Annotated in this window: 14 protein-coding genes and 1 tRNA gene; 1 reads left to right on the top strand and 14 read right to left on the bottom strand. The window is 64.8% G+C overall.

Going from position 1 to position 17,217, the window contains the following annotated elements; translation table 11 throughout:
• Nucleotides 1-53 precede the first annotated feature (53 nt).
• Together OC450_RS14405 and lipA are read right to left on the bottom strand one after the other, a co-directional pair.
• Nucleotides 54-536 (bottom strand): type II toxin-antitoxin system RatA family toxin, encoded by a 483-nt coding sequence (locus tag OC450_RS14405; RefSeq protein WP_211387322.1) that lies wholly within the window; start codon nucleotides 534-536, stop codon nucleotides 54-56.
• 6 nt (nucleotides 537-542) lie between these two features.
• Nucleotides 543-1,499: a lipoyl synthase gene (gene lipA / locus OC450_RS14400; protein WP_211387323.1), complete on the bottom strand. Its 957-nt coding sequence runs from the start codon at nucleotides 1,497-1,499 to the stop codon at nucleotides 543-545.
• A 130-nt stretch (nucleotides 1,500-1,629) separates the two neighbouring features.
• Here lipA and OC450_RS14395 point away from each other — a divergent pair, with 130 nt between their 5' ends.
• Complete coding sequence (locus tag OC450_RS14395; RefSeq protein ID WP_211387324.1) at nucleotides 1,630-2,232, top strand: DNA-3-methyladenine glycosylase; 603 nt, start codon at nucleotides 1,630-1,632, stop codon at nucleotides 2,230-2,232.
• 2 nt (nucleotides 2,233-2,234) lie between these two features.
• On the opposite strand, the gene OC450_RS14390 is transcribed toward OC450_RS14395, so the two are convergent.
• From OC450_RS14390 to OC450_RS14335, 12 genes are all read right to left on the bottom strand, one after another.
• Nucleotides 2,235-5,111, bottom strand: a complete 2,877-nt coding sequence (locus OC450_RS14390; protein WP_256806714.1) for a valine--tRNA ligase — start codon at nucleotides 5,109-5,111, stop codon at nucleotides 2,235-2,237.
• 138 nt (nucleotides 5,112-5,249) lie between these two features.
• Complete coding sequence (locus OC450_RS14385) at nucleotides 5,250-6,020, bottom strand: PopZ family protein (protein WP_262048102.1); 771 nt, start codon at nucleotides 6,018-6,020, stop codon at nucleotides 5,250-5,252.
• 305 nt (nucleotides 6,021-6,325) lie between these two features.
• Nucleotides 6,326-7,717 (bottom strand): TolC family outer membrane protein, encoded by a 1,392-nt coding sequence (locus tag OC450_RS14380; protein ID WP_211387333.1) that lies wholly within the window; start codon nucleotides 7,715-7,717, stop codon nucleotides 6,326-6,328.
• Nucleotides 7,718-7,933: 216 nt separating this feature from the next.
• Nucleotides 7,934-8,596, bottom strand: coding sequence for a protein-L-isoaspartate O-methyltransferase family protein (locus OC450_RS14375; RefSeq protein ID WP_262048101.1), 663 nt, complete (start codon nucleotides 8,594-8,596; stop codon nucleotides 7,934-7,936).
• 137 nt (nucleotides 8,597-8,733) lie between these two features.
• Nucleotides 8,734-8,913, bottom strand: a complete 180-nt coding sequence (locus tag OC450_RS14370) for a hypothetical protein (protein WP_211387328.1) — start codon at nucleotides 8,911-8,913, stop codon at nucleotides 8,734-8,736.
• A gap of 215 nt (nucleotides 8,914-9,128) precedes the next feature.
• Nucleotides 9,129-9,203: transfer RNA gene (locus tag OC450_RS14365), tRNA-Asn, on the bottom strand.
• Nucleotides 9,204-9,337: 134 nt separating this feature from the next.
• Complete coding sequence (locus OC450_RS14360; protein WP_211387329.1) at nucleotides 9,338-9,706, bottom strand: hypothetical protein; 369 nt, start codon at nucleotides 9,704-9,706, stop codon at nucleotides 9,338-9,340.
• Nucleotides 9,707-9,850: 144 nt separating this feature from the next.
• Entirely contained in the window at nucleotides 9,851-11,548 is a 1,698-nt protein-coding gene (locus OC450_RS14355; RefSeq protein ID WP_256806718.1) for a flotillin family protein, read from the bottom strand.
• A 23-nt stretch (nucleotides 11,549-11,571) separates the two neighbouring features.
• Nucleotides 11,572-12,231 (bottom strand): YqiJ family protein, encoded by a 660-nt coding sequence (locus OC450_RS14350; RefSeq protein WP_262048100.1) that lies wholly within the window; start codon nucleotides 12,229-12,231, stop codon nucleotides 11,572-11,574.
• A 10-nt stretch (nucleotides 12,232-12,241) separates the two neighbouring features.
• Nucleotides 12,242-13,405: a PspA/IM30 family protein gene (locus OC450_RS14345; RefSeq protein WP_211387332.1), complete on the bottom strand. Its 1,164-nt coding sequence runs from the start codon at nucleotides 13,403-13,405 to the stop codon at nucleotides 12,242-12,244.
• 963 nt (nucleotides 13,406-14,368) lie between these two features.
• A complete protein-coding gene (locus OC450_RS14340) occupies nucleotides 14,369-14,752 on the bottom strand; it encodes a RidA family protein (RefSeq protein WP_211385795.1) in 384 nt (127 codons plus the stop codon).
• 16 nt (nucleotides 14,753-14,768) lie between these two features.
• Nucleotides 14,769-17,102, bottom strand: coding sequence for an acetamidase/formamidase family protein (locus tag OC450_RS14335; protein WP_211385794.1), 2,334 nt, complete (start codon nucleotides 17,100-17,102; stop codon nucleotides 14,769-14,771).
• Nucleotides 17,103-17,217: the final 115 nt, after the last annotated feature.

The raw sequence follows: 17,217 nt of genomic DNA, 5'->3' as shown, positions 1-17,217 counted from the left end.
CAGCGCTACGCGCTGCACCGCGTCCGGGACACGAGAGTATGCCTGGCCGGAGCCTACGACGATGCCAGCTTCGGCCGGCCGTAGATCACATCCGCCCGCTTCTCGAATGCGGTCGAGAAGCGCGCGAACGCGGCGTCGAACATCGAGCCCATCAGCAGCGCCAGCATGCGGCTCTTGAACTCGTAGGACAGGAAAAAGCCGACGTCGCAGACGCCACTGCCCTCCTCCTGGCCTTTGGGCTCAAACGTCCAGCGGTTTTCCAGATTGCTGAAGGGACCTTGCAGATATTCGACCAGGATTTTCAGATTGGCGCGGTCGAGCGTCACGCGGCTGGTGAAGGATTCCTTGACCAGCTTGAACGACACCGTCATGTCCGCGACCAGCACCTCGGTGCCGTCGGGCTTTGCCATGCGCTGGCGCACCTTCAACGCGCTGCACAGCGGCACGAATTCCGGATAGCGCTCGACGTCGGCGACCAGATCAAACATCTCGGACGCGCTGTGATTGACACGGCGCTTGCTCGAAAATTTGGGCATGGCGGTTCAGCGGGCGCTAGCTGCCCGCGCGGCCTTCAGTCTCGCAAAGTCCTCGCCGGCATGATGCGACGAGCGGGTGAGCGGGCTCGCCGACACCATCAGGAAGCCCTTGGTATAAGCGACCTTTTCATACGACGAGAACTCGTCCGGCGGCACGTAGCGCATCACGGCGTGATGCTTGCGGGTCGGCTGGAGATATTGCCCGATGGTCAGGAAATCGACGTCGGCGGAGCGCAGATCGTCCATCACCTGCTGCACCTCGTGGCGCTCTTCCCCGAGGCCGACCATGATGCCGGACTTGGTGAAGATGGTGGGATCGAGCTCCTTGACCCGTTGCAGAAGCCGGATCGAATGGAAATAGCGCGCGCCCGGTCGCACCGTGAGATAGCGCGACGGCACGGTCTCGAGATTGTGGTTGAAGACGTCGGGCTTCGCAGCGACGACGATTTCGAGCGCGCCCTCCTTGCGCAGGAAGTCGGGCGTCAGAATCTCGATCGTGGTCGAGGAGCATGCGGCCCGGATCGCGCGAATGGTCTGGGCAAAATGCTCGGCGCCGCCATCGGCGAGATCGTCGCGGTCGACCGAGGTGATGACGACGTGCGCCAGCCCGAGCTTGGCCACGGCCTCGGCGACATTCTGCGGCTCGGCTGCGTCCAGCGCGTTTGGCATGCCGGTCTTGACGTTGCAGAAGGCGCAGGCGCGGGTGCAGGTGTCGCCCATGATCATGAAGGTCGCGTGCTTCTTGTCCCAGCACTCGCCGATATTCGGGCAGCCCGCTTCCTCGCACACCGTGTGCAGACCGTTGGCGCGCACGATGTTGCGGGTGTCGGCATAACCGCGGGTGTTGGGCGCGCGCACACGGATCCAGTCCGGCTTCGGCGGCGAAGCGGAGTCGGGCCGGTTCACCTTTTCAGGGTGGCGCGGGCGCAACGGGTTCGAGATGGTATCGACAATAACGACCATGGGATGTCCGGTCTGACCAAGTCCTACCTAGTCGGTCTGGCGGCCTGCCGCAACCCGGCTCGCCCCGCTTCAGGGAACATGGCAGATATGGGCAATATCCTGCTCTGTTCTCAGGCGATTCTCATCTCGAATGGCTCCAGTCTCGAAAGCCTCCAGACCGCGGCTCGGCAAAGTCCTGAAGCGCAGCTTTTTTGCCCGCAGCGTCCACGAAGTTGCGCCCGACTTGATCGGGGCGACCATGCTGGTCGGCGGCGTCGGCGGGATCATCGTCGAGGTCGAGGCCTATCATCATACCGAGCCGGCGGCGCACTCCTACAACGGACCGACGCCGCGGAACCAGGTGATGTTCGGCCCGCCCGGCTTTGCCTATGTCTACCGCTCCTACGGCATCCATTGGTGCGTGAACTTCGTCTGCGAGGAGATCGGCTCTGCGAGCGCCGTCCTGATCCGCGCGCTGGAGCCGACGCATGGGATCGCTGCGATGCGCCGCCGCCGACATCTCCAGGAGGTGCACGCGCTGTGCTCGGGTCCGGGCAAGCTGACCGAAGCGCTCGGCATCACCATCGCGCACAACGCCCTGCCGCTGGACCGGCCGCCGATCGCGCTTTATGCGCGGACGGAGGACGTCGAAGTCGCGGCGGGCATCCGGATCGGCATCACCAAGGCGATCGAGTTGCCCTGGCGCTATGGCGTCAGGGGCTCGAAATTCCTTAGCAAGCCGTTCCCGAAATAAGCTCAGGACGCCTGCTTGAGCCGTTCCAGCGCCTCGAGCAGCTTGGCCTTGCGGGCGAGCGCGGCCTCACGCTTTTCGCGCTCCTCCTCGACGACCTCCTCGGCCGCGTTGGCGACGAATTTCTCGTTCGCCAGTTTGGACTCGGCGCGCTTGATGTCGGCGTCGGCCTTGCCGATCTCCTTGTCGAGGCGCGTGCGCTCGGCGACGACGTCAATCACGCCCTTCAGCGGCAGCGCGGCCACCTCGCCGCGCACCAGCAGCTGGACTGCGCCATCGGGCGCACGGTCGGCGAAGGAGATGCCGGAGAGCCGGGCCATGCGCTTGATGACGTCGCTCCAGCGCGGCGCGCGCTCCCTGGTCCCGGCCGAAGCGCCCGCGAGCACCAGCGCCGTTAGCGTTGCCGGCGGGATGTTCATCTCGGCGCGCACCGAGCGGATCTGCGTGACGAGGTCGATCACCCAGCCGATCTCGGCCTCGGCCGCGGGATCGGTGAAATCGGCATGGTCGAAGATCGGAAGCACCCAGGCCGGCGAGACGAGCGCGTCGGCCGGTCCGGTCGTCGCAGCGAGCATCGCAAGCTGCTCCGGCGTCGGTGCTGCCGGCTTCAGCGGCCATTGCGCCAACGCGAGCAGACCGTCGCGTTTGGCCGTCACCTCCCAAAGCTCCTCGGTGATGAAGGGCATGAAGGGATGCAGCAGCTTCAGGATCTCGTCGCGCGCCCAGGCGACCATGGCGCGGGTCTCGGCCTTGGCAGGGCTGTCCGGACCGAGCAGCACCGGCTTGGCGAGCTCGACATACCAGTCGCAATAGACGTTCCAGACGAAGCGGTAGATGCTGCCTGCGGCATCGTTGAAGCGATAGGCCTCGATCGCCTCGGTCACCTCGCGCGTGGTGTGCGCGCTCTCATGCGCGATCCAGCGGTTCAGCGTCTCCTTCACCTTCGCCGGCTCGAACCCCTCGGGCACGGCGCAATGGTTCATCTCGGCGAAGCGCGACGCATTCCAGAGCTTCGTCGCGAAATTGCGATAGCCCTCGACCCGGCTGGTCGCGAGCTTGATGTCGCGGCCCTGCGCCGCCATCGCGGCCAGCGTGAAGCGCAGCGCGTCCGCGCCATATTCGTCGATCAGGTTGAGCGGATCGATCACGTTGCCTTTCGACTTCGACATCTTGGCGCCCTTCTCGTCGCGGACGAGGGCGTGGATGTAGATCGTCGAGAACGGCACCTCCTTCATGAAGTGCAGGCCCATCATCATCATGCGGGCGACCCAGAAGAAGATGATGTCGAAGCCGGTCACCAGCGCATTGGTCGGGTAGTAACGCTGCACTTCGGGCGCCTCTTCAGGCCAGCCGAGCGTAGAGAACGGCCACAGCGCCGAGGAGAACCAGGTGTCGAGCACGTCCTCGTCGCGCGTGATGAAGCCCTCGCGCTTGTTGCGGTCGAGCGCCATCTCGCGCCCCTGCTCCGCCGTGATGACCTCCTGCTCGACGTAATAGCCGAGCGCGTGGCTGACGGCCTCCTCCTCGGTCTCGGCGACGAACACCTTGCCGTCAGGGCCGTACCAGGCGGGGATCTGGTGGCCCCACCAGAGCTGACGCGAGATGCACCAGGGCTGGATGTTCTCCATCCACTCGAAGTAGGTTTTTTCCCAGTTCTTCGGCACGAAGGCGGTTTCGCCCGATCGCACCGCCGCGATCGCGGGCTTGGCCAGCGTCTTGGCGTCGACGTACCACTGATCGGTCAAATACGGCTCGATCACCGTGCCCGACCGGTCGCCATGCGGTACCATGTGGGTGTGCGGCTCGATCCGCTCGATGAAACCGAACGAGTCCAGCCGCTCCACGATGCGCTTGCGCGCGGCGAAGCGGTCTAGCTTGTTGAATTCCTCGGCGAACTGCGCGGCGCCTTCGGGCAGGTCGCGCAGATAATCCTCGTTGTCGACGAGATCGAGACAACCTTCCCGGTCGATCACGCTGATGCGGCCCAGGCCGTGGCGATTGCCGACCTCGAAATCGTTGAAGTCGTGCGCCGGCGTGATCTTGACCGCGCCCGAGCCCTTTTCCGGATCGGAATAGTCGTCTGCGACGATCGCAATCTTGCGGCCGACCAGCGGCAGGATCACGTTTTTGCCGACCAGCTTCAGATAGCGCTCATCCTCCGGATGCACGGCAACGCCGGTATCGCCGAGCATGGTCTCGGGGCGCGTCGTGGCGACGACGATGAAGCTCGTGGGATCCTCGGGGCTGAAAGTCTTGCCCTCGATCGGATAGCGCAGATACCAGAGGCTGCCCTTGACCTCGGTCTGCTGCACTTCGAGATCGGAGATCGCGGTCAAGAGCTTGGTGTCCCAATTCACCAGCCGCTTGTCCTTGTAGATCAGGCCGTCGCGGTGCAGCTCGACGAACACCTTGATGACGGCCTTTGACAGGCCCTCGTCCATGGTGAAGCGCTCGCGCGACCAGTCACAGGAGGCGCCGAGGCGCTTGAGCTGGTTGATGATGGTGTCGCCGCTCTCGGCCTTCCACTGCCAGACCCGTTCCAGGAATTTCTCGCGGCCCATCTCGCGGCGGCCGGGCTGCTGGCGCTCCATCAGCTGCCGCTCGACCACCATCTGGGTAGCGATGCCGGCATGGTCGGTGCCGGGCTGCCACAGCACATCGCGGCCGCGCATGCGCTCGAAGCGGCACAGGATGTCCTGGAGCGTGTTGTTGAGGGCGTGCCCCATGTGCAGCGAGCCCGTCACGTTCGGCGGCGGGATGACGATGGTAAAGGGCACTGCGTCGCGGCGGTCGGGGCGGCCGGCCTTGAAGGCAAGGCTGTCCTCCCACACGACGGACATGCGGGCTTCGATATCGGCGGGCTGGTAATTTTTCTCGATCATGGGGGCTAGAAAGCCGCGCGCGGGGGGCAAGTCAACGAAAAGGTCAACGGAAAGCCAGGCGGGAACAGGGCTTTCCGGCCGGTCGGGAGGCCGAATATGACGCGCAAGCGGGGCTTTATGAGGGCTCGACGGCCCGGTCTACCTGCCGCCGCGCGAGACCCGCTCGATTTCGGCCTTGACGATGCGCTCTACGAGGCCCGGCAGGTTGTCGTCGAGCCAGGATTTCAACATCGGACGCAGCATCTCCTTGACCAGATCCTCCAGCGTGCGCGCATTGCTGCTGAGCACCGTGTGGGCCAGGGAATTGAAGGCGGATTCGACCGCCGAGACCGTCGACTGCGCCAGGATCGGCTGCTGGGGCGGCACCGGCGGCGCATCGAAGTCCACGGCTGTGTAGGACGCCGACGGCGGCGGACGCGGCGGCGGCGATTCGGCGAATTCGAGATCGTCGCGCGGCTCGACCTTGCGGAAGCTCGGCGGCGGCGGAGGTGGCGTCGGGTCCATCGCCATTTCGTCGGTCAATTCGAGCACGTCGGGCTCAGGTTCGGGCTCCGGCTCGGGGGTACGGACCTCGGGCGCGGGCGTGGCCGCGTCGAGCCCCGCCAGCAGCGCGTCGATATCGTCCTGATTGTTGGACGCATCCGCCGCAGGTGCGGGTGGCGGCGGTGGTGACGGCTTGGCGGCCGGAGGCGGTGCGGGCTTCTCGGCAGCCGGTTTGGCCGGTGCGACCTTGGACGGCGGAATATCGTTCATCGCCTGCGGCTTCGGCGGCGCGGCGGGGGCTGCGGCCTTCTCCGGCTTCGCGACCTCGGCCGGCGGCGGCTTGGCCTCATCGTCGGCAATGATGCGCCGGATCGAGGCCAGAATCTCCTCCATTGAGGGTTCTGTGACCTTTGCAGGCTGCGTCATCTCCGACTCCACATCATCAACGCCCTCGCATGCGTTGTTTTACACCAAGCACGACAGGATTGGCCGGTTCCGGATCGGTGGCCCGACATTTTCGTCGTGGCAGCCCGACTTGTCCCCAGATGACGGCTCAACGTGCAGCGGTGCGCCCCTGCCCTCGGCACTCAAGCTTTACGCACACGGCATCGGATGCAGGGCGAATCGACCTGCACCTTCTTGGCAAGGCTATGTCAGGGATTTTGACGATTGCAAGCAAAGCGCCGGTCGGCATCGGCTGTTCGCGAGGCCGACCGGATGACTACGGGACTTTAGCGCCCGTCAGGAATGCGCACGCCGGCCCAGCTGTCGCGGACCTGCTGGTAGTGCACGCTGGGATCGTAGACAGTGGTCGCAAGACCCAGCACCTGCGGCGCCAGGCGACCGACCGCGTTGAGCACCGAATAGGACGCCACCACGCGGTCATGCTGGGCGGTGACGAGCGCGACGCGCGCGTTGACCAGGGCCTGTTGCGCGTTGAGCACGTCGAGCGTGGTGCGCTGGCCGGCCTTGGCTTCTTCGCGGACGCCGTTCAGCGCGATCTCGGAGGCCGTGACCTGCGCCTGCGCGGACTGCACCTGCGCCTTGCCGGCTTCCAGCTGGCCCCAGGTCTGCACGACGTTGGCGCGGGCCTGATCGCGGGTGGTTTCAAGGTTCAGTCGCTGCTGCGCCAGGTTCTCTTTCGACTGGCGGATGAGCGCATATTCGGCACCGCCCTGATAGATCGGCACGGAGGCTGTCGCGATAGCTGAAGCGGTCGTCGTTCGGAAGACCGTCAGGGTCTGCTGGTATGACTGGGTGATGCCAGCCTGGAGAGAGACCGTCGGCAGCAGCGCGCCTTCGTTGATCTTGACCTGGAGATAGTTGACGTCGATGCCGAACATCGAAGCCGTAACGCTGGGATTCTCCACCAGGCCGAGATTTACCGCGGAGGCGAGCGTCGAGGGCAGGAAGCGATCGACCGGCGAGCCCGGAGCGAGGTTCGTCGGCTCGTTCCCGATGATCCGGCGGAAGTTCGCGCGCGTCGTCGTGAGATTTGATTCTGCCGTCAGCGCCTGGGTCCTGCCGGCAGCCAGCTGCGCTTCGGATTGCGCGACGTCTGTACGCGTCACCTCGCCGACGTTGAAGCGATCGCGCGTTTGCTTGAGCGTCTGTTCGAGCACGCGCACGTTGCTGCGCTGAACTTCGAGAGTTGCCGAGTCGCGCAGGTAGTCCATATAGGTCGTGGCAGCCTGCAGCAGGACCGTCTGCTCAAGCACGCGCAACGCCTCGCGGGACCCCGAGACCTGGCTCTCCGCCGCGCGCGTCCGGTTGGCAGTCTGATTGCCGTTATAAAGTGTCTGGTTGATGGTCAGGCTGGCGCTGTTGGGCTGAAGCGGATCGGAGCTGTGGATCGGCAGGCCCTTCTGCGTCTGTTGGATATCCTGATATTGAGACCCGCTGCTGAGGGTCATGTTGACCTTTGGGCGATAGCCCGACAAGGCCTGCGGCACGTTTTCGTCCGTCGAGCGCACCTGGGCACGCTGCGCGTTGAGCTGCGGATTGTTCTGATAGGCGCGCACCAATGCGGCCTCGATCGTGTCCGCCAAGGCAGGCGCGGGCCCGGCCAGCGCCGTGAGCAGGACCGAAACCGCAGCTCCGGTGAAGAGCTTCACCCCATGCATCCGTGAAATTCCGTTCATTCTAACGCCAGGTTCGTGCCCGCGAGCCTGGTTACCGTATCCGAGTGGAGTCGTTGCCCCGTCGCAACATAGGACGCGGTCAAGCGCGACGGAACTACCTGAGGGTGGTTCTCGGTCGAAACTCTTTACGTGCAGCATCCCGGCCACACTTCTGATTCAGAACGGGATTTTAACGGGCCAAAGCGCCGCAAAGGGCCGTCAGAAGACGAAGGCGGCGGCCCGTTCCAGCCCGGGAAGGACCGGGGCTGAGGCATCGAACAACGCCCGATGGCCGAATTCACCGTGGGTATGGGTCACGATCATGGCCCGCGGCGGCCTTGATTCGGCAGACACCCCCACCAGCCGCCCGCCTTCCTTGAGCTGGCCAAGCAGCCCTCCCGGCGTCACCTCGGTGGCACCGTTGAGGACGATCACGTCATACGGAGCGGCAGAGGGATCGCCGTCGGTGCAGGCTGCGGCCTTGCAGGTGACATTGGCGAGCCCGAGACCAGCGAAGGCGTCCCTGGCCTTCGCGGCCAAAGCCGAATTACATTCCGTCGCGGTGACCTGACGCGCGATCTTTGCAGCCAGCGCGGCGAGGTAGCCCGTGGCGCAGCCGACCACCAGCACGTTGTCGCCCTCGCCGATCTCGGCAGCCTGAAGCAGCTTGCCGGTCAGTTGCGGCTTGATCAGGAAGCGCTTGGCGCCGCTTTCGCTCACGTCGAGATCGAGGTCGAGATAGGCCAATGCCTGCCTGCTGGCCGGCACGAAGGCCTCGCGTGGAACCGAGAGCATGGCGTCGAGAACACGACGGTCGGTGACGTCATTGGTACGCACCTGGCCATCGACCATTTTGAGGCGCGCGGTCGAGAAACCGGACATTAGCGAACCCTGCAAGGCGGACAATGCCGCGGACCAAAGTTGGCGGCATCTTTGGAACATGCCCGGCGAAAACGCAACATGGCCGTTGGCCCCGAGGATCGTGCCTTCCGCTTCTCTCCAGGTCGAGGGCGAGATGCTTATTCGATCGTGACCGCGAGGCGGCCGATCAGTGCGGCGACTTCATCCAGCCGAGCCGAATCGTGGGTCTCGACCGCGCGCGCAAGACAGGCGAGGCATTCATCGTCGCTGAGCTCGGGGACGTCTGCCGGCTGAATCGAGGGGGCCATTTGGGAACGGTCGGCCTTGATGTCTGGCATGGGGAATCAGCTCCGTAAAAATCCGCCGCTTGCGAAGCTCGATTTGAATTGAGTCGATTTGGCGCCGCGCTGGCGGCGCGAGGGCGCCCGCGCGCACACTTCTGCTTGAACGCGATTCTGTACGGCATGCGGGCCGCCGGACCTGAGGGATTAGCGCAGGAGATCGCGCGTCACATCAGGACGCGACCGCAAACCACTGAAAATGCGATTGAATTTGGCTCCCCGGGCTGGATTCGAACCAGCGACCATCCGATTAACAGTCGGATGCTCTACCGCTGAGCTACCGAGGAAAAGGGCGAACCCGTCGTTCGCGCGCGGCTGCGTATAACAAAGCCGCTTGCGCTTGCAAAGGACCAATTCGCCATCTTGCACATTGCGTCGAGAAAGGGCCTCAAGGTCCCTCCTCCGACGACGTCAGGCCAGGTTACTCGGCTACGAACGAAGTGGTCTTGGTGCCGGGGTCGTAGCGCAGCCGCAGCGCGGTGAACTTGCAGAGGTTGACGTTCTTCCACAGCACGGTCTCGTCATAGTTCTGCCAGTCGACGCGGAGGTTCCAGACGCAGCCCTCGTCGTCCTCATCGAACTCGACATAGGTGCTCGCCTGGTTCTGCAAAACCTTCTCGAGCTCATTGTCCCATTCGTCCAGGCCATCGTCCGGCGCGTTGAAGCCAAGGAATTTGATGGCGTAGCCGGTCTCGTTGATGACGGAGACGTTGCGGGCATCGGCTGCGAACGACGGCGCGGTAGCCATCGACAGAGCGAGGGCAAACAATCCCGACAGAAAATACTTCATGTGAGAATTCCCCGATCGAAACGGGCTTTCGGCGCCTGACGTCGATCGGCGCAGGCGCCGCGGCAACAAAATGGCGTTGCCTCACGAGATTCATCCGGAGCCCGTTCTTATCGATTCGAATTCTCCGCAGCAATGAACCGGCATTCATAGGTCGGCGGTGCCTGGCTTCTCCGTTGCAGGCGCCGGCACCGCTGCACCATTGCTCTTCCCCGTCACGGCGCCGACCAGCGCCTGCACGGGATCATCGCCCGGCGCAAAGCCGCTCTGGCGCAGGATCTCGTCGATCATCGGACGCAGCGCGTGCACCTTGAGGAGCTCGCCGGCGAGCCCTTCGCCGAAACCGACATTGCCGCCGGTGCCGCTACCATTGCCGCCGAACGCACCGCCGGTGTGCAGGATCCGGACGTCCTTGAGGTTACCGATCGGCCTGACCATCTCGGCCAGCGCCGAGGGCATCGTCTCGATCCGCCTCTTGGCAAGCTCGAAGTCGATGACATTGGCGCCGAGCTTGTTCTGCGCCTCGTTCTTGAGCGTGATGATGGCGGCCTCGGCCTCACCGATATTCCTGACGCCGACCGCCTTGATCTTGTTGGACTCGGCTTCGGCGGTGGCCAGCGTCTTGGTGGCCTCGGCGCGGTCCAGCGCCGCCTTCTTCTCGGCTTCGGCCGCCACGATCACCTCAGTCGACTTGCGCTCGGCCTCGGTGCGCGCGGCGAGCACCTGGGTGAGACGCGCGCGGTCGGCGACCTCGACGGCCCGCGCGGTCACGACCTTTTCCTCCGCGGAGACGGCGATCGCCTCGGCCGTCTTGGCTTCGGCGACGGCCTCCGAGGTCTGCTTGCTCTTGGAAGCGATCTGGATCTCGTTCTCCTGGGTGGCGATCTGGATCTCGCGCTGCGCGTCGGTCTTGCGCTTGTTGATCGCCAGATCCGACTCGATGACGGCGGTTTCCTTGACCTGCTTGGCGCCTGCCTCCTTCTCGGCCACGGCGCGGTCGGTATCGATGCGGGCATTCTCCTCGGTCAAACGGGCGGTTTGCGTCGCCGTCGCGACTTCCGCGCGGGTGCTCGCGGTCTTGTTGGCGATGTCGCGCTCCTGGGAGAGCTCGGCCTCTTTCTTGGTGCGCTCGATGGTGAGGGTCTGCTGGCGCGCCTCGAGGTCCTTTTGTGCGATCGCCACCTCGTTGTCGCGCACGATCGAGTTGCGGTCGCGCCGGCGCGTCTCGGTGACGGTTTTCAGCTGGGTCAGACCTTCGGCGTCGAAGAAGTTCTCCGGATTGAAGAACTTCACATCGGTCTGGTCGAGCTTGGTCAGCGACACCGATTCAAGCTCGAGCCCGTTGGATTTTACGTCCGACTCCACGGTCGCCTGCACGTGCTTGACGAAATCGCTGCGCTTTTCCTGCAGTTCCAGAATGCTCATGGTGGCCGCCACTGAACGCAGGCCGTCGACGAATTTTGCCTCGACCTGGTTACGCAGCGCTTCGGCATCATTCGTCAGCGCGCCCAGCGTCTGGCTCGCGAGCGCAATGCTCTCATCGTCGGGGCGGACGCGCACGTAGAACTCGGCGACGATGTCTACGCGCAGGCGATCCTTGGTGATCAGGGATTCCCGTTCCTTGCGCTCGACGGTCAGCCGCAGCGTCTTCAGATTGACGCTGGCGTAGGAGTGGAAGATCGGCAGGATCATGGCGCCGCCGTCGAGCACGACTTTCTTGCCGCCGAGGCCGGTGCGCACGAACGCCTCGTCACGCGTGGCGCGCTTGTAGAGAATGGTGAAGACGATCCCGAGGACGACGATCAGCGCGACGCCGATCACGGCCGGGACTGCGATGTCGAACATGACTTTCTCCAATAAATGACTTGCTAGCTGCTTAGAGTAGGTTTGGACGGTTTGAGTTCATCCTCGGCCTTCACCGCCACGAAGCGGGTGCCGGCGCGATCGACCAGGAGAACCATGGTTCCCTGCGGCAGAGGCGATGACGCCGGCGCGGCGACCGCCCAGACGAAATGGCGGTTGCTGTGGACGTCGGCGACGCTGACGCGGCCGGGCGGCCCCTGATCCAGCGGGCCGATGACGACCTCACCAACGCGGCCGACGAGATCGCCGAGGCCGACCGCGTAGCTTTCATCCTTGGGAATGACCCGCGCGATGGTCCTGCTCGCTGCGCGGACCAGCGGAACCGAGACGACCACCGCTCCGACCGAGGCCAGCGTCGCCGGCAAGGGCCCCGCCACCATCCGCGCGATGTCCTGGATCAAGAAGCCGGTGATGGAGAAGACGCCGAGCAGCAGCAGCAGAAAGATCAGCAGCGGCACGCCGCCGACATTGATCCAGGAAATGGCGTTGATGACGCCATTGTCGCTGGGGTGACCGAAATCGATGTTGGTGCCGAGGATCTCGCTCAAGGAGGCCCCGACCAGCATCGAGACCACCTCGATCGAGCCGACGATGAGGATCATGGCCGCCGCAATCGCGAACGGCCTGACCTCCGGCGACATGACGTGTTCGAGCAGAGCGCTCATGACACAGTACTCAGGAGCGCGACTTCAACCGCGCCAGCCTCGCTGCAATCTCCTTGTCGCGATGCAACGTGCTGAGCTCGTCGATGTCGCTTGAGAACGGGATGGCCGCGGGAACGCCGGTGGCCCGGGCCACTGCCCTGCCCGCACGCAGCGCTTTCGCCGCTGCAGAAGCTCCGCCGGGCTTCCGTGGTGACGTGGAATCCTGCTGGCTCGCGGCCGCCTCGCTCTTTGCAAGATCGGCGCGGCGCTGCTCGGCATCCTGGAGCGCCGACAGCACGGCACGCAGCGATGTGATGCTACTCTCGATCTTCTCGTTGTTCTCGTCGATGGCGCGGGAGAGCACCTCGAACTGCGCCTCCATATCCATCTGTCGCGCGATGCCGGCACGCGCGAGATCGTCGCGACTGTCGGCGATCGCGCCCTCGATCTTGGGAGCAAGATCGGTCATCTCGCGCTCGATCTCGGTGCGGCGGGCGTTGAGGCGGTACTCCTCGGCGCGGGCTGCGGCGAGCGCATCGCGCGCCTCGCTTTCGGCGCGCTCGATCTCGCGGATGGCCTGTCCGACCACCCCAAGCTTGTTCTTGCCTTCCGCCTGCTCGATCGCGTCATAGGCGATCCCGGCGATCAGGCGCCCGACCCGGGACAGGAAGTTGTCGGGGGCGGCAGCAATGGTATCCATGGCATTCTCCTCCTCTGGCAGGCTGTTCGGCGTGACGCCGTAGTGAACCTCGAAACCGTCGTCGGTGCGGATGAGGTGCGCGGGCACGCTCTGCCCCCAGCCCTCGGCGTAGCCGACATAGTCGAACGGCACGCTGAAGCGCCCCTGCACGGTCGCAATCGAAATGGTGGCGGGACCCTTGATCTTGGCCAGCTTGTCGTCGAGCGGCAGCCGGCGGCCCCCCGCTGCGCGATAATCGGCGCGGTCGCGCAGACCCAGCGTCACCAGCCGTGAGGGCAGCGCAGTCTGTTTGCGGATCGGGTCATAGGCATGGGCGTGAAGCAGCACGACGTTGGAGCCCACATTGTGGTTCCGCGCGACCTCATCCAGGATCTCCATCATGCGGTCATAAGCCCTGAACGTCGCCTCCAGCGCGGCCTTGGTGGCCGGGTCAGGGGCAAGCCTGTAACGCAGCGCGGAGGGCGCGTTTCGGGGCGATGGGCTCATGAAAAGCACTAAAGCACCATTTTGGTGCTTTAGGAAGGGACGACCTGATCACGTTCCACTGATCCTGATGTACTCGTGGATTAGTCGCGGCGCCCGGCGCCGCCGTTCAACGCGCTCCATCACCTCTTAGATCACCGCCGATCAAGACTTCTTGCACGCGCGGGTTGCAATTTGAGGTAAATGTGCGGCCGATCGCACGACACTGAATTGCGAGGCACCGCTCTCTCCACGTCATTGCAAGGAGCTCTTGCGACGAAGCAATCGAGAGTCTTTCCTTGGAGGGATTCTGGATTGCTTCACCGCGCTAGCAATGACTGCGTTTGACGCAACAGCTTTCTCCGTCAACTCGCATCTCAACTCGCAGATACGGCTTCGCGTCCTCGCGGCGTGTCTCGCCCGAGCTTTGCTTCGTCGTGTCGCCCTCTTTTGTCAGAGGGCGCAGGGAAGGCCGGGTGCCGGCTGGCACCCACGGTCCACTGTGCGAAGGTTGCGCTACAAGATTCTGCACAGCGGCATACAGGTTAAGCCCAACACACGGCCTTCCCTGCGCAGCGGTTTGACGGCTTATGCCGTGCTCTCCCCGGGGAGCGATGCACTATTGCCCCCGTCGCCTTGCGGATCGCTGATGCGCGTGCCCGGTCGGGCCGCCGCATCACCGCAGGACTTGACGCACAGACCCCGGGCGTCAGGACGACACGGTTTTGCCGTACGCGAACCGCACCGGTCGTTGCGCGCCGCTGTCGCTCACGGTTTTGCCGCCCTGCGATGCCCTTCGCGCCAGTGCTGCCAGCGTCCGCCACAACCCATCCCGCGTTTCGTGACGATCGCGATACGCCCCTCTGACAGGGATGAGGTGAGGAACGATGCGGTAAATCCGCATTTCTGTAAAGGCGAATATTTTCGCAAGGCCGGCTTGACCCTTTGCTTGGGTGTTTTGCCCGTCGGGCAACGCAACGGCTTGTAGCTCGCATCTCACGGCCGCCGGCACACCAGATCGATCTCGATCAGCGCATCATAGGCAAGGCCGGTGACGCCGACGCAGGTGCGCGCCGGCAGGCGGCCGGGCGCGAAGTACGTGCGGTAAGTCTCGTTCATCGCCGTGTAGTCGTCCTTGAAGCGCGTGAGATAGATCCGCGCCATCACCACGTGCTCGAGGCCGAGATCGAGACCGGCGAGCACCAGCTTCAAATTCTCCATCACCGCCCTCGTCTGCGCGACGATGCCCTCTGGCAGCACGCCCGGGGTTTGCGGCGTATCCGGCATCTGGCCGGTGACGAAGACGAAGCCGTCGGTTTCGACCGCGTGGCTGAAGGGCGCGACCGGCTTCGGGCCGCCGCTGATCATGTGGAATTTCACTCGGGTATCCTTCGGCTCAAGGCGCGTCCTGAAACAGGCGCTTGCTGATGATCGCGTGCACGCCCCAATTGCCGTCGACGACCTGGGTGACGCCGAAGTCCACGGCGGCTGACATCAGGGCGATCGCCTCGTCCTCGCTGAGACCCTTCACGTTCATCAGGAAGCGCCGCATCTTGCGGAAGGCGTCCTTCATGGCGAGGTCGAGCGAGGACTTTGCATAGACCTCGCTCTGGCCCTGCGCGCCGAACTCGGCGAGATAGTTGGGATGGCTGAAGCCGGTCAGCACCCAGTCGGTCGCGGTTTCAATCAGGGGATAGCTGAGATCGGCGAAGGGCTGGCCGGCAAGGTCGGCCTTCTTGTGCAGGATCACCTCGAACGTGCCGGTCATGGAGCATTCGATCGCGGTGCCGCTCAACTCACCGTCGCCCTGGGCTGCGTGGGGATCGCCGACCGACAGCAGCGCGCCGGGGACGGAGACCGGAAGATAGACCGTGGCCCCCTTCCCCAGCCGCCAATTGTCGAGATTGCCGCCGAAATAGGATGGCGGCACGGAATCGATGAAATCGACCTCGCGCGGCGCCACCGCGATTACGCCGAAATGCGGACGCAGGGGAATGCGGATGCCGTCGAGCACGGCGTGGCGGCGTTTCACCGTACCGGGCGCGACGGGAATGCCGGGATAATCGTAGGTAGGGTGCACGACGCCGAACGGATCGGTCTGCGGCTCCCAGCGGTAGGAATACAGCGCGCGGGCGTGCGGCGCATCAGCGTCGTCAAGGATCTCGTAGATCGTCACCGCTTCGCGGGGCTTCGGTCCCGAAAGGAACTCGTCGTAATGATAGCCCCACCAGGCCGCGACCGAGGAGCCGAACACGCGGCCGGCATGTTTCGGATGACGGCTCGCCCGCGGCACGATGTCGAGGATCCGCACTTCCAGCACGTCGCCCGGCTGGGCGTCCTTCACTGCCACGGGCCCGGTGCAGATGTGCACGCCGAAGCCTTCGCCGGCGCCGCGACCAAACACGCTGGCGTCCATCGGACCGGCGCCGCGGCGATCCACGTTCTTCCTGGCCTTGGTCCATCCGAACACGCTTTCGGCGGCGGCATCGCCCGCGATCATCAGTTCGGGGTCGTCGGAGGCGTGCTGGGTCAAAGTCTCGATGGTGATGGTATCGCCCGAGGCGATCTCGAGCTGCGGCGCCAGCGAACGGCTGAAATAGCCCCAATGAACACGGTCGGCCTCGATCGGCAGATGATGGTGCTTGCGTCCGGCTGTTCTCGGCTCATCGGTGTCGGTGCGGGAAACATTGCTGCGCGCCTCCGCTCCCGCCTGGTGTGCGCGCAGCTGCGCCAGCGCCTCCTGCGGCCAGCCGCGCTGACCGGTAATCCCGTGCTGCAAGGTCGCCCGCTCCGCCTCCTGCTGGCGGAACTCGCGCGGCGGCAGGCCGAAGCGGTGGCGGAAGGCGCGGCTGAAATGCGCGGAGTCGCCGAAGCCATAGGCGTAGGCGATCTCCGAGATCGAGCGATGCGCTTCAGCCAGATTGGACAGGTCGGCCCAGGCGCGCTGCAGCCGCCGCTCGCGGACGTAATGGGTGAAATTGTCGCCGACCGTCTCGAACAGCTTTTGCAAATAGCGCTCGGAAATCCCCTCGGCCTGCGCGACGCGCGCCGGCACCAGTTCGGGATCATCGAGCCGCCGTTCGATGGTGCGGCAGATCCGGTGCAGCAGCGCGGCCTGCGTCGCGCTCGATCCGGCATCGGACGTCGAGGCCGCCAGTTGATGCGCAAGGGTCAAGAGGAGGTCGACGAGCGACTGCGCGACCGCGTTCCATTCGGCATCGCTCAGCGTCTCGAGCGTGCGCGCGGTCGCATCCAGCAGACGTGCGAACACATCGGCGAAACCGCTGGCCGCAACGACCCGGGGCTCGCCGAGCCTTGGCTTGCCCGAAAGGCGACCGTGCAGCGCGCCCGATGTCACCGACAGCACGATGGCGCGCATGTCGCGCTGGAACACGATGCTCCAGTCCCCGCTCCGCGGCAACAGCACCAGATGGCCGACCGGAACGATGCGGTGGCCGCCGGCACTTCTGAGCACCATGCCATCCTCGAGCGGCATCAGGGCGATCGGGAGCTCTTCGTTCGCGTGAGACAGAGGTCCGACGCTCTGCGCGCCCGCGGCCATGCGCGTCATCGCGACGCCGGCGGCCTGACGATGCGACGCCGTTGCGTGTCCGTCAAAAAAGCAATGGCCGCCAGCCGGTTGCAGGCCGACGGCAGCGAGCACGTCCCGCCAGGCTTCGGGGCGGTCGTCTTGCGTGTAGGACTCGCTCGTGAACGGCCGGAAGCTCATCGGATCAACCCAGATTGCCGTTGATCGAAGCAACCTCTGTGCCAGCCGCACGCGATCATCCGTCGTAGCGACGGGCCGCAAATGACGATCGCTGCTCATCCTCTCATCCCGGAAA

This window comes from Bradyrhizobium sp. Bra78 (assembly GCF_024519855.1).
GTDB classification, from domain to species: domain Bacteria; phylum Pseudomonadota; class Alphaproteobacteria; order Rhizobiales; family Xanthobacteraceae; genus Bradyrhizobium; species Bradyrhizobium japonicum_G.
This window is presented reverse-complemented; position numbering and strand designations above follow the sequence as displayed.